Raw genomic sequence first — 13,443 nt, forward strand, 5'->3', positions numbered from 1 at the left:
TACTTCAGTTCCGGGTGCATGCTATTCACAAATACGCAATTTAATGAACGATACTAATATATCCGATTGAATATAAGATCGTGAACATGAAGGAGTAGAAACATATGTATACAGCAGATCAGAACACATCAACCAAAACCATTATGATCACTGTTAACGGAGAGCCAGTGGGACGGAAGCTGGTCATTGACAGTGTCACCTATGCTCCGGTAACCGAAGCAGATGGTACACATTTTTTACACAAAATGGGAATCGATCATCCTACGGTTTAATTTAGGCCTTGTCATAGAGAAGTGATTGAAAAGCTTGGCATAACGCCAGGCTTTTTCGTCGTTTATTGTCGTATTGAGACGGATTTAGGGGTATAAAACTAATATATTGGAAAAATTTAATACGAACATGCGTTCCGTGACAATATAGTGTCCATTCACCCTGATAACTTAGAAGATAATACATATAAATCGGGGGAGAGACTACCAGTGAACTCAGTCTTTGAAGTATCTTATTCGTGGAATAAAGAGGCCATACCGACAGGGGGAGCCGACCCCGTATATATGATGGTAGAGTGGCGTAACGGTGCCCCTGCCAAAAGACTTAGGAAAATAGCACCCAAAATTGTATCAAGAGATTTGGAACTTTTGCTCAAACCGGAATTTGGAGTACAGCTAAAAGGCATTTATGGATGTCGTTCCAAAGAAACGGATATTGGCTGGTTACTGAGGCTTGGCGATATGTACAAGGGGGAAAGCAAACAAATTTTGCTTGAATTCGTCATGGGACCCCGTGTATCTGGAAAAGCAGCCGTATGTTCAGCCTACTGGAGCACAAGGAAGTTGAAACAAAGTCAACGCGTATTGTTACGAAGAGAACAGCTGTATATTCAATACACCAGTCATCTCGGCATGCTGCGACAGCCGGAAGATCCAAAGGTAGAGAAGACGATCAAATTAAGTGAAACCGTACCGCTGATCAAACAAGCCCTGCGCGCTTATGAAAGAGGCCGGGTTCAAGAGGGAAGCAATATGTTGCGTCGTCATGCCGATGCGCTGTTAATTGAAGCTGCGAGGAAGCAGGATCTGGATTATTACGCGGAAGCCGAGATCATTGAAAAGCTTCGTTATCACTATGAGATCACGTTTACAACCGGATATCATGATCGTAAAAAAAAGATATTAGGCGAATAGGGTTGATTTCAGATGGTAACGGTATAGAGAGAACGAGTCTACATATATTTTGAAGGTGAAGTTTAGGAGAAGGTCGAATGTATGTATCAATATCATATTAAACAATGGATGGAGTTGTATCAAATTTATTGAAACAACATCGTGGAGGGTCCGGCAAAATGACAGACCGACTAATCCGATTAATGCGCATTATAACGCTGGTGCAGGCCAAGCCTGGTATTTTGGCACGTGAGCTCGCCCAGCGATGCGAGACGACGGAAAGGACGATATACCGCGATATGGAGGCCCTCAGTGCAATGCATATCCCAATCGCCAATATGGGACACGGGCAAGGGTACATGTTCATCAGCCATTTTGCCATGTATCCGCTAAATTGGTCTGATGAAGAAGCCCAAGCTTTCATGCATCTTGCTGAAGTTATGGAGAACATTCGTCCTTTGCTGAAACCTGCTTTTGAGAGCGCTTATGAGAAAGTGGTTGCTTCGAGTCAGAAAAACAAAACAGAACGAGTGGAATGGTCGGAGCAGATTAGTGGGTTGTTTAGAATGGGGTTGCCTGCATGGCAAAATGAGAGCAACGATCTACAGAATCAATCCCTGATTACTTTGCTTCAGGCTGGCATTTCACAGAACACCATTGAAGGGGAGTATCTGTCTCAAGGTAAAAAAGGGATCGTACGTATAGATCCTTACTGTCTTATCCCTCGTGAATACAGATTTGAGCTGTTAGCGTATTGTCACCTGTCGGAGAAACTTCGAATATTTCAGGTGAGCCGGCTGCAAAAGATACGGATATTGCCACGCACGTTTCGCAAAGAGGATTATCTGATCCAATCGCACTTCCGTATTCCTTGGGCATACGAGGGAAGTACGGAGTGGACAGCGTTCAAAATTCGATTTGCACCCCATGCTGTGGAGCGTGTGATGCAGGAGCAATTCTTTATACGCCCCATCTTGACCATAGAGCCAGAAGGTAGCCTGTTATTTGAAGCCATATTAAGTGATGTTGAGGAATTTCTCGTATGGATTTCTAAATATGGACCTGATGCGGAGATCCTTGAACCTGAGATCTGCCGCATCAAGATGAAAGAACGCCTGAACTGTTGGCAACAAATGTACGATAGAAGTTGAGATTTGCATGCAATCTGAATCAAAAACACGGATGCTAGAACACAGAAGCTAGAAATCCAATAAATTCCATGCTGTAGACGGCTACTCTTTGGTTTTGAAAAGGGTCGCCAGATTGCCAAAAGGTGATTCTTTCTCTTCATCTTCTGTGGAGCTGGAATAGACGACCTTGGATGCAATGCCCTCATCATCCGCTGCACAGTTGTTTTCCAGCGTGAATCGGTCAAATTGATGCATGAACACCTTGGCTGTATTGATGGCATCATCCAATGCGCGGTGCTGGGTACCATCGAATTCGATGCCACAGATTTCAAGAGCCTGCGCGAGTCCGAGTTGACGGAACTTGCCTTCTTTGCGAACGGTGCGGGACCATTGCTGCTGGAGATCGTTATGATTGGTGATCCAGGCTACATCGAGCTCATGGGTACGACAATGAGAGATTAATTTGCTGCGGTCGTCGGGTCCCCAGGAACACATGTAATAGGATTCGGTTCCCATCCAGGCGATGAATTGATTCAGTGCTGCCGGAAAAAGAGGTGCTGCATCAATATCTTTCTGCGTGATACCTGTAAACTGAATCGTGTCGGTGGACAGAACGGACTTGTTGGAAGGACGAACATACGTATGGAATGTATCTGTAACGGTCAATCCATCCGCATTTTCCGTAACTTTGACGGCGCCGATATCGATAATTTCAGAAGAATAGCGAGTATTACGGCTTACTGTGAATTCAAGATCATATATAATATATGGCATAGGACAAGCTCCTTTATCGATTAATACCAAGGGTATATTTCTATTCCTCTATATTACAGGGAACGCGCTGTCATGTCAGCCATCGTTACGGAATTCATTGTACTTTATGTTAACTCGGTATGGTTGACAATTTCTTGTAAATGAACTAATGTGATCAAAAATGATAACAGCGTTATAACGAGGACATGATTGTGTTGGTCAGCTTCAACAGAGAGGGAACAGTGTGGTGCAAGGTTCCTGTGGCTGCTTCGTAATTCCTACCTCGCGAGCTGCGGAAGAGAATACCCGTCCAGGGTTGCAACCTCCGCCGGAAGGGCCCGTTATGCCCTGTAGGACTGCATGTCACAGATCGCATAGATTGCGAGCGAACGATATAAATTGCAGTTAAACAAGGGTGGTACCACGACACATTCGTCCCTTGACGGATGTGTCTTTTTGCTGTTTATACTCAAGATCATAAATATGAGGAAGATTAGGAGTGTGTTCAGATGCGTCAAAGTGAAATGCTTGTTCCAACATTACGTGAAGCGCCAGCGGAGGCAGATGCAGCGGGACATCGCTGGTTACTACGTTCCGGTATGATTCGCCAACTGGCGGCGGGGATCTACAGTTACCTGCCCCTCGGACGGCGCATATTGTTGAACGTTGAACGGATCGTTCGTGAAGAGATGGATCGTGCCGGATGTCAGGAAGTGTTGCTACCGATTATGCAGCCTGCTGAGCTGTGGGAAGAATCCGGAAGATACACACAGTATGGTCCTGAATTGATGCGTCTGAAGGATCGTCATGCACGGGAATTTGCTCTTGGACCAACACATGAGGAAGTCGTAACTGCGTTAGCGCGGGACGAGGTGAGTTCGTACCGTAAGCTGCCATTCACCCTATATCAGATTGGAACCAAGTTCCGGGACGAGCGCCGTCCTCGATTTGGATTGCTGCGCGGTCGTGAGTTCATCATGAAGGATGCGTACTCTTTTGCTTCGGATTGGGAAGAGCTCGATCGTACGTATCAGGCGATGAACACAGCGTATAGCCGCATTCTGGAACGTTGTGGTCTCGACTATATCCGTGTTGAGGCGGACGCGGGAACGATTGGCGGTCAAGGGGAAACGCATGAGTTCATGGCTCTTGCTGACGTGGGTGAGGACACGATTGTAACCTGCAAACATTGTGGATATGCTGCAAATCTGGAGAAAGCTGATTATCAGACTTCCGTAGATATTGGGAAAAAAGAAGGAAGCTCTGAAGTTTCGGCTGTTTCTGTGAACGCAGACTCTGCGTTTCAACTGGAAGAGCAACCAGGAGTGGAAAGCGTAGTACGAATTTCGACACCTGGTGTTCGTACGATTGCAGAGTTAAGTTCCTTTGTGGGCGAAGGTGCTGAACATATGATCAAAACGTTGCTTTATGTGGCAGATGGTGAGCTCATCGCTGCCCTTGTACGTGGAGATCATGAACTGAATGACATCGCATTGAAGCAGGTGTTGGGTGCAAAGGAACTGATCCTTGCAGACGATGCAGCCATTGCGGCACATCCGAGTCTGAAGGTAGGTTTTCTGGGTCCGATTGGACTGAATCTGCCGATGGTGGTGGACGCTGACGTGGCAGGGATGAAGAGCGCAATTACAGGAGCCAATGAAGTGGATATGCATGTTTCTGGCGTACGCCCAGGCATTGATTTTGCATTGGAGCGAGTAGAGCGCATTCGTTTTGCTGCCGAAGGGGATGCTTGCCCAACGTGTGCATCGCCGCTTGTGTTTACCAAAGGTATTGAGGTTGGACATATTTTCAAATTGGGAACGAAATACAGTGATGCCATGGGTGCTTCATTCCTGGATCGCAATGGTCGCCAGTGCGCGCCGGTCATGGGATGTTACGGAATTGGCGTATCCCGCCTGATGGCCGCGATAGCTGAACAATATGCAGGAGATGAAGGCATTCGCTGGCCGGCCGCTGTTGCGCCATATGATGTGCATCTGATTACAGTGAGCTGGAAGGATGAGCAGCAACGTCAGCTTACCCTCGAACTGGAACAACAATTAGTCGATGGCGGTTACACTGTACTGGTCGATGACCGGGATGAACGTCCGGGTGTGAAATTCAAGGATGCCGAGCTAATCGGATTGCCTGTGCAGATCGTCATTGGCAGAGGTGCAGCTGAAGGACAGGTTGAATTGGGATCACACGCGCTTGCGGCATTGGGTGAATTGAAACGAATCGGGTTGACTGCACAGGAGGCTGTGCTTTATGTGAAGGAACAGCTTACTTCCTAGATTTAGAGATTCGCTAATTGTATGAGTTCATATAATAGTACCGAATATGATGCGGTAGCTGATTTTGATTGCTGAAATTCCAATGAGAGCATGAAAAAGAGGGCTATAGGCATACAAATGGGTAGGATTTTATGAGTAAAATCATACGAAATAACTAAATTTGGATAGTTGTATTCAGTATACAAATGATTTTAAAATTAAGGGTATGTGGATGATCGTACTCGGGCAGATTTATGTGCAAGTATGCAATTTTGAGAAGACAGAGATGTCGAAATTAAATGTACAATAACCGCATGAACACGGTGATTCCAGAGAATTTTATATAGTTCGTTGTCGAAGGCGCGTGATAAAGTTGGTCCATGAAGCCCTCACTGGGATTTATTTTTTTCTCAGATGATTGCCAAGATCAGCAGGATATGTCCACATGGAATATTCATGTACCTGATGTGGATTGCCGTGTAAGAATAACATACAAAAGGGTGTCCCCTTAACCAGTAATCTGGCCTGAGGGACACCCTTTTTGTTATGACAAGATGGATCCATTATGCTGCTGCTCTGTATTGAACTTAAGAAGCTGCAGGCAATTTCAGTTGTTGACCTGGATAAATCCAGTGTGGATTTTTGATATTGTTCAGCTTTTGCAATGCCTGCCAAGTTGTGCCGTATTGTTTGGAGATGGAGTACAGGGAATCTCCGGATTTCACAACATGCAGTTTGGCTGGAGCTGGTTTGCTTGATGTTGGTTTAACTGGTTTTTCCGGTTTTGGTGTTTCTGGTTTTGGCGTAGTTGGAGCTGGTGTTTCGGTTGCAGGAGTTTCCGGCTCTACTGCAGGTTTCTTCGCTTCACTGATCCGACCATCTGTTTTGATGTCTACAGCGCCAAGCTTTTGCATGTAGTTGATCAACGCTTCATCCAATGCGCCGTACATACCTGTTGTAGCATATTTGGTGAACATGGTGTATTCGTCACCGCCAACAGCAGTGAAATCATTGGTTGCCAGCGTGTATGTTGCTTCCGGATCAAGGGCTTTATCGCCAACGATTACGGAATGTACACGGCTACCTTCAGCAGCGGAAGTATCGATTTTGAACTTGATTCCAGATACTTGCGGGAATCCACCGCTTGGTTCCGGATAGGAAGCTACACCGACTTCAAGGGCTGCCAGAATATCGGACCCTTTCACTTCAAGCGTTACAACTTGGTTACCAAAAGGAAGCACTGTGATGATATCACCTTTGGTTACGATACCTTTTTCAATGGAAGCACGGATACCACCACCGTTAGTCAGTGCGATATCTGCGTTGCTGATATCACGAATTGCATCTGCAAGCAGGTCACCCAGGTTGGTTTCACCTGCACGTACCTGTTCACGTTTACCATCCAGCAGAATAGCTGTGTTGGCTACTTCTTCTTTCAAGATAGGCTCTTGTTCTTTTTGAATGGAGTTCACGAGAGTCGCAACTTTCTCATTCGGTTTGATGTCTTTTGCTTCAGTTTCATCAATCAATGTTGCTTGTTTCTTCGTTACTTTACCACCATCTACCCACAGATCGATGACACCTACATAGTTGGTGTATTCTCCTGCACTTGCGATCAATGTTCCGTTATCGGATACAAGGCCATCTTGCAGTATTGTGTGACTGTGCCCATCGATGAATACGTCGATGCCAGGAACTTCTTTAACGACTTTAAAGCTAGTATCGGTGCTGGACGCGTCTTGTCCAAGGTGTCCCAGAACAACAACAACATCTACTTTGCTGCGGATTTCGTTCACCAGAACTTTAGCTTCCGCAGATGGATCTGTAATATCAAGACCTTCTACGTTTTTCGGATTCGTTTTGTACAACGTTTCCGGTGTAGTCAAAGCGATGATACCAATCTTCACGCCATCGACTTCCTTAATGAGATAAGGATCGAAGAGACGTGTTCCGTCTTTTTTCTTCACGTTGGCACTCAGCATTGGGAAGTTCATCATGTCTGCCAGTTCGATCAGGCGATCCGAACCATAGTTGAATTCGTGGTTACCCGGTACGATGGCTTGGTATCCCATTTCATTCATGACTTTCACGATGCTCTCACCATTCACAAGAGTGGCAAATGTTGTACCATGCACAGCATCTCCAGCATCGAGCAAGAGCGTGTTCGGGTTTTCGCTACGATATTTGTCAGCGATTCCAGCTACTTTGGCAAAACCCATAGCAGGTGAAGATTCAACTGCACGGGCATGCGTATCATTCGTATGTAGAATGGTAATGTGTTTGCCTGTGCCCGGAGTGGTGTCCGTTGCAGCCGCGGCAATACCTACACTGCCAAACAGCAAACAGACCGTTAGCAGAAGTGAAACATAATTTTTCCAGATTTTCATATGAATCCGAAACCTCCCAAAATAATAATCTACTTGAGCGTTTACACAGCTCAAATAGTATTTTAACAGACTATTATTAGGAAATCTCGCGATTTACGTAAAAATAAGTAACCTGAAAGTGACATGTGATTCTGCTAATGGAAAATAGAGAAAAAATAATCCTGCGAAAGAACATATGTTCTTAAATGGTGTAAAAAAAATGCTGCGCTTCACGCGGCAGTCCGGTACGTAAACAGAATTTCTCCAGAGATTCATCCGGTTCAGGCATCACTCCGGACGTTAACAACTGAATGGCAAAACGATTGGCCTGTCTTTCCAGCTTGCCTGGTGCAAAATAGGAGTGCTCCTCCAGAAAGAAACGATTGATTCCTTTGTGAAGCCGATCATGGCCAAGCTCATGGGCGCACACGAACCGCTGCCATTCCGGCGGCAAATCATTGTGTATGACGATAAACCTGCGCCGGAGCTTGCGAAAGTACAGCCCTTTGGTGGATTTCCCCAAATTGGTGAAACGAATCTGTATTCCAACCGCGCGGGCAATGCTGAACGGGCAGTTGGTCCGGTGTTTTCGAATCAGCTTTGTTACGATGTCATCCATATGATCTCACCTGCTGCCTCATTAAATTCAGTTCGTCATGCCTCATGGGCGCTTGTCCGATTTATCTGTCTTCTTGCGTTTGTTCATCTGTTTGGCTTCCCAGAACAGACCTGTCAACACATCCTTGATTCGTTTCTTGTCATCTTCATCGAGTGGAATGCCGTCAAACATCAGATCATCATCGTCCTCCAGCATCTTTTTGAAATCACGACGGTCTTTGTATGTAGCCCATTCCGGTACGTCCTGAAGTTCAGTGGAACTCCCTGGTTCAATATAGCCGGCTTGCTTCATCATCTCTGTATAGGGAACCGAGAGTGCATCTGCAATCTTGCGAATGGTTGCAGGTTTGGGCACACCCCGTACCCCATTCTCAATGCGTGAAATCTGTGAGTTGCTTATTCCGGCTGCTTCGGCGAGCTGATTGATGCTGTATCCTTGTTGCTCGCGCAGTTGTTTCATATAAGGACCAAAAGCGTGCTCCACAATTTATGCCAACTCCTTCGATTCGTACAAGTGCTTGAAATTATAAATTAAGAGAGCTCGTGCTGCACAGATCACTTCGATGACAGAACAACCTTCCGATCGCTGTTATCCCCGAATTTCCTGAATGTATATCTTCATAGGTAGAATTTCGGGGATAAAGGCGAACGCTTCGCTTCTTCAGGTTCTTTCTGTCCTCTCCGTTAACGTGCATATTTAATCCAAATCTTAACTTATAAAATCAAAGGACTTATACGGAAGTTCATTAATTAAACAGTACTATAACGTATATATACCATTAGGTAAAGAGATATGAAACAATTATGCCAAAAGGCATAGGAAATGAGAGCGAAGGTTTTATTTTATCGTCAAAATGAACCAAAATGGAGGTTTACTCCGATCTCCAGAAAGTGGTATCCTCAAATAGAAATACGAACAGTATGCGAACAAAATGTAAACTTGATACAGCTTAGAGTTTGGGGAATTAACCTATGAACAATGGAATTCCCCGGATTATAGCGGTTTGGAGTGATTCCAAAAGGCAACAGGGGAAATATGAAGAAATGTCGTTATTTTTTTAGAAAACTGGACAACTCTATGATTAAGAGCATTTTGCTATCGTGCAAAGAACGATGGCAAAACAATATGATGTGAACGATATAGTTACACGAAAACGTAGAGGGCAGAAATAACCTGAATAAGCGAAGCTAAAAACTTTCTGAAAGAAAGCTGCATCCGAAGAATACGCTTCGCCTTTATCCCCAGATGAAGTGAATCAAAAAATAAGGGGATAACAGTGAGTCGGAAGGTTGTTCTGTCATCGGAGTGATCAAGCGAAACTATTAGAAATTTATTTTATAAAGAATACTAAAGGAGGAAGATAAATATGGAATTGATGCTGCCCGAATTGGACCGACGTAAAACGCAAACAGCTGTTGAGGCTGCGCTGGAAAAATACCGCATTTATAAGACCATTGCATTTGAAGAACGAGAGGTTATGGTGACGGCAAGTTATGCCGAGCGTTTCCACGGTGCAACCAATGTGACAGGGGATTCCACGGCCAGAACGGCGATCTATAATGTGGACGTGCAGCGCGCGCGTCAGGCATACTGCGATACGATTGATTTTGTTGTGTCCCGGTTGAGTGAGAAAGAACGTGTACTCGTATGTGAACGGTACTTGAAAGACGATGATGTGTTCGACTATAAAGTGTATAACCATGTGTTTGATCCGCCTGTCAGCAAGGATACGTATACGAAGATTCGTACGCGTGCTTTCTACAAAATGGCGCTAGCTCTGTCGGACCGCGGACTGATTAATATGGAGCCTTTGTCCGTGTCCCGTAAAGAGAGGCAGAAGCTGGGCTAAGCGAAACGAGTAAGAAGTTGATCCTTTAATATCCAAGGTGGATTGGTTACAATAGTTGAACAAACCACAGTTGGCATCAGTCAAAGGAGAGAAGTCTGTCATGTCGGAAGAACTCGGAATGCAGGAAATGGTCACGCTGAAGACCATCGCGGAAACGCTCAATACGTCCAATGATCTGAGTCTAATGCTTGATACGGTGGTCGGCAAATTACTGGAGTTGACCGGATTAACTGCCGGCTGGGTGTTTCTCATCAATGAACGCGGAGACTATACCTGTGTTTCGGATTATAACCTGCCCCCTGCATTACTGCGGGACGATAAAGAGCCCATGCGAACGGGTACCTGCTGGTGTGTGAACCGCTTCAAGGATGGTCGATTGAATTATGCGGTCAACATCATTAACTGTAAGCGGTTGGAGGATGCGGTGGAATTCAAATGGGGAGATACCCATGATATTACCCATCATGCGACCGTTCCGCTAAGGTCAGGTGAGAAGATGCTGGGCCTGCTCAATGTTGCTGCGCCATCTAAGGAACATTTCAGCGACAGCGAACTGGCACTGTTGCAGGCCGTGGCATACCAGATCGGTAGCGCAATGGAGCGGATGCGATTGTATCGTGCGGAGCAGCGACGAGCTGATCTGTATGCCAAGCTGGGGGAGTTCAGCACGGCTTTGGGTCTCGCAGTCAACGAATGCAGCAATTCAGAGGCTCTGTCTGTAAAAGTTGTGCAACTGCTTGGGCAGCATTATGACTGGCCTTTGACAGCAATTATTCAGCAGAAAAATGGCGTATATACGGTGCAGGCAGCTTATGCAGGTGGCATCGTTCAAGCGTTATCAAGTGCGATTCTATCTTCGGAAGCGGCAAACCACATGAATCGTGTGATCAATAGTCACAGGGCTGCGTCCCTGTCTGCGATAGAAATGACTGAGATTTTCACGGTGTGCGAGCCGGAGAAAACGATAAATCTCCTTACTTCGGGGATTGCTGCTCCCCTTCCATACCATGCGCTTGGGGAACCGGGAATTCTGCTGATCGGACTTGGAACATCAGGTCCTGCGCAGGCAGACGCTGAAGTGCTGGAGGCATTGGCTGAGCATATTACGGCCTCTTGGGAGAGTCTCAAGCTGGCGGAGAATCGCCGCGAACTGGCACGACTGGAAGAGAGGAATCGGCTGGCTCGCGATCTGCATGATTCGGTCAATCAGATTTTATTTTCACTATCGTTAACTGCTAAAGGTGTGGAAAGTATGTTAACCGGCTCCGAACAGTTACACCCGGCAGTAGAAGCGATGAAGGATATTCGGACCTTGTCTCAGGAGGCTCTTAAGGAAATGCGCGCATTGATTATGCAGCTCCGTCCCGCGGGGCTGGAAGCAGGGCTGCTCCATGCGCTACAGGAATACGGCACCAGCCAGGGTCTTCAAGTGGTGATGAATCGGACGGGAATGCGGTCTTTACCGCGTAATATAGAAGAAGCAATGTGGCGAATCGGGCAGGAAGCGCTGAATAATGTACGGAAACACGCTGGTGTTCGTTCTGCTGAGGTCACCCTCAAGTTAAGTGAACATGAAGCGATGCTCACCGTCACAGACAAGGGAACAGGCGGAGCGAACAGGCGTAAAGCACCGTCTGGAAGTTCACTTGGTCTGTCCATTATGAAGGAACGGGCTGAATCACTTGGAGGCAGGTTAGAAATAGTTAGTTCTTCCCGAAAGGGAACGACAGTAACGGCAGTCATTCCACTTCCGTTCGAATCTGTATAAAGTCAGGGGGAAGAGAGATGCCGATTACGATTTTGCTCGCAGATGATCATGCGATGGTGAGACGCGGGCTGCACGTTTTTTTGACCACGCAGCAAGATATGAAGGTTGTCGGTGAAGCATCAAATGGGCAGGAAGCATTGGAGCAGGCGGAAGCGTTAAAACCCGACGTGGTATTAATGGATATGCATATGCCGGTCATGGACGGGATCGAAACAGCCAGACGGTTGCGTGCATTAATGCCAGAAACGCGAATCATTGTGCTCACCTCGTTTTCGGATCAGGATCATGTCGTTCCTGCTGTTCGCGCAGGGGTGAAAGGATATCTGCTCAAGGATATAGAACCGGAGGATCTGGCTGTGGCTATTCGTAATGTGCATGCAGGTCAGGTGGAATTGCATCCTGCCGCAGCAGGTCAATTGATGCATGTGATGGCTTCATCCGATTGGTCCATAAATGAACAACGACCACAGCATATACCGACAGATCGGTCAGTAGACAATCAACATCAGGAGCCAAAGCAGAAGGGGAAATCAACTGAAGCGTCTCTTGGCGGACTGGATATGCTCACTCGCCGTGAACAAGAGGTCTTGGGGCTGATTGCTCAAGGGCTGAGTAACAAGGAAATTGCGGTTCAATTGGTCATCACAGAAAAAACGGTCAAAACACATGTCAGTCACCTGCTGGACAAACTGGGGCTGGCGGATCGGACGCAAGCGGCCCTTCATGCCGTGAGAAACGGCTGGGTCGTCTGACCAATTCCGACATATCCTCATACTTAAGTCGTATAAACTCAACCTAAAGGTTGAGTTTTTTGGTATTTCAAGTTAAGTCTATCTGCTGACGATTTGGCTGTCGAAGAAAGGTAAGATAAAGATAGCAAAAGTCAGATCGGTTGAAGGAAACGTGAAAGTAAAAACAATAAAAAAACCAAGGAGAGTGACATGAATGAATATTGTTATTTTGGCAGGTAGCAATCGGAATAATGCAACCAGTACACGTTTGGGAGAATACGCAGTGGAGATTATTCGTGGACAGGGACATCAGGCCAGCCTGTTTGATCTGTATCAGACGCCCCTCCCATTCTACGCACCCGATGAAAAACAGGCGGATCATGAACATCTGGCAGACCTGAATACACGTATGCTCGCGGCAGATGCCATCATCCTATCTACGCCAGAGTACCATGGCAGTATTAGCGGTGTGCTCAAAAATGCACTGGATCACCTGAGCCAGGCTCATTTCAGTGGCAAGCCCGTCCTGTCCATCAGCTCCTCTGGTGGAGCGGTGGGGGTAAGTTCGCTTTTACAATTACAAGCGATTGTTCGCAATCTGCATGGTATCAATGCCCAAGAGTGGATCTCCATTGGGGGTGCGCAGCGCAGACGATTCGAAGCGACATTTGACGGATACGAAGAGTACGAAGGCAGTCAGGATATAGAGGACCGGGTGCAGCGGGTTATTGGATCGTTTTTGAATCTGGCCCAGACGTTAACGAATGCGCGGAACTCATCGATGAGTTAAG

12 protein-coding genes are annotated in these 13,443 nt (G+C 46.4%); 8 read left to right on the plus strand and 4 right to left on the minus strand.

Going from position 1 to position 13,443, the window contains the following annotated elements:
- The first annotated feature begins 104 nt into the window (after nucleotides 1-104).
- The 3 genes from MHI06_RS06045 (at nucleotide 105) to MHI06_RS06055 (ending at nucleotide 2,314) form a co-directional block, all read left to right on the plus strand.
- Nucleotides 105-272, plus strand: a complete 168-nt coding sequence (locus tag MHI06_RS06045) for a hypothetical protein (RefSeq protein WP_169480239.1) — start codon at nucleotides 105-107, stop codon at nucleotides 270-272.
- A 207-nt stretch (nucleotides 273-479) separates the two neighbouring features.
- Nucleotides 480-1,184 (plus strand): hypothetical protein, encoded by a 705-nt coding sequence (locus tag MHI06_RS06050; RefSeq protein WP_169480238.1) that lies wholly within the window; start codon nucleotides 480-482, stop codon nucleotides 1,182-1,184.
- A gap of 158 nt (nucleotides 1,185-1,342) precedes the next feature.
- Entirely contained in the window at nucleotides 1,343-2,314 is a 972-nt protein-coding gene (locus MHI06_RS06055; protein ID WP_169480237.1) for a WYL domain-containing protein, read from the plus strand.
- An 81-nt stretch (nucleotides 2,315-2,395) separates the two neighbouring features.
- On the opposite strand, the gene MHI06_RS06060 is transcribed toward MHI06_RS06055, so the two are convergent.
- Complete coding sequence (locus tag MHI06_RS06060; protein WP_340400826.1) at nucleotides 2,396-3,067, minus strand: 3'-5' exonuclease; 672 nt, start codon at nucleotides 3,065-3,067, stop codon at nucleotides 2,396-2,398.
- A 488-nt stretch (nucleotides 3,068-3,555) separates the two neighbouring features.
- Here MHI06_RS06060 and MHI06_RS06065 point away from each other — a divergent pair, with 488 nt between their 5' ends.
- A complete protein-coding gene (locus MHI06_RS06065) occupies nucleotides 3,556-5,340 on the plus strand; it encodes a proline--tRNA ligase (protein ID WP_340400827.1) in 1,785 nt (594 codons plus the stop codon).
- A gap of 566 nt (nucleotides 5,341-5,906) precedes the next feature.
- On the opposite strand, the gene MHI06_RS06070 is transcribed toward MHI06_RS06065, so the two are convergent.
- The 3 genes from MHI06_RS06070 to MHI06_RS06080 all read right to left on the minus strand — a co-directional run bounded on the left by MHI06_RS06070 (nucleotide 5,907) and on the right by MHI06_RS06080 (nucleotide 8,790).
- The gene (locus MHI06_RS06070) at nucleotides 5,907-7,706 is read right to left on the minus strand and encodes a 5'-nucleotidase C-terminal domain-containing protein (protein WP_340400828.1); all 1,800 of its coding nucleotides are present in this window, start codon (nucleotides 7,704-7,706) and stop codon (nucleotides 5,907-5,909) included.
- 181 nt (nucleotides 7,707-7,887) lie between these two features.
- Nucleotides 7,888-8,304 carry an ImmA/IrrE family metallo-endopeptidase gene (locus tag MHI06_RS06075; RefSeq protein WP_101314157.1) on the minus strand — a complete coding sequence of 139 codons (417 nt, stop codon included), beginning with the start codon at nucleotides 8,302-8,304 and terminating at the stop codon, nucleotides 7,888-7,890.
- A 42-nt stretch (nucleotides 8,305-8,346) separates the two neighbouring features.
- Complete coding sequence (locus MHI06_RS06080) at nucleotides 8,347-8,790, minus strand: helix-turn-helix domain-containing protein (protein ID WP_340402065.1); 444 nt, start codon at nucleotides 8,788-8,790, stop codon at nucleotides 8,347-8,349.
- An 880-nt stretch (nucleotides 8,791-9,670) separates the two neighbouring features.
- Here MHI06_RS06080 and MHI06_RS06085 point away from each other — a divergent pair.
- From MHI06_RS06085 to MHI06_RS06100, 4 genes are all read left to right on the plus strand, one after another.
- Entirely contained in the window at nucleotides 9,671-10,153 is a 483-nt protein-coding gene (locus MHI06_RS06085; RefSeq protein ID WP_017690187.1) for an ArpU family phage packaging/lysis transcriptional regulator, read from the plus strand.
- 100 nt (nucleotides 10,154-10,253) lie between these two features.
- Nucleotides 10,254-11,921 carry a GAF domain-containing sensor histidine kinase gene (locus tag MHI06_RS06090; RefSeq protein ID WP_340400829.1) on the plus strand — a complete coding sequence of 556 codons (1,668 nt, stop codon included), beginning with the start codon at nucleotides 10,254-10,256 and terminating at the stop codon, nucleotides 11,919-11,921.
- Between the two features lie 17 nt (nucleotides 11,922-11,938).
- Nucleotides 11,939-12,673: a response regulator transcription factor gene (locus MHI06_RS06095; protein ID WP_340400830.1), complete on the plus strand. Its 735-nt coding sequence runs from the start codon at nucleotides 11,939-11,941 to the stop codon at nucleotides 12,671-12,673.
- Between the two features lie 193 nt (nucleotides 12,674-12,866).
- Nucleotides 12,867-13,442: an NAD(P)H-dependent oxidoreductase gene (locus MHI06_RS06100; RefSeq protein WP_215080022.1), complete on the plus strand. Its 576-nt coding sequence runs from the start codon at nucleotides 12,867-12,869 to the stop codon at nucleotides 13,440-13,442.
- The last annotated feature ends 1 nt before the right edge of the window (nucleotide 13,443 follow it).

The organism is Paenibacillus sp. FSL H8-0079 (assembly GCF_037991315.1).
GTDB lineage: Bacteria > Bacillota > Bacilli > Paenibacillales > Paenibacillaceae > Paenibacillus.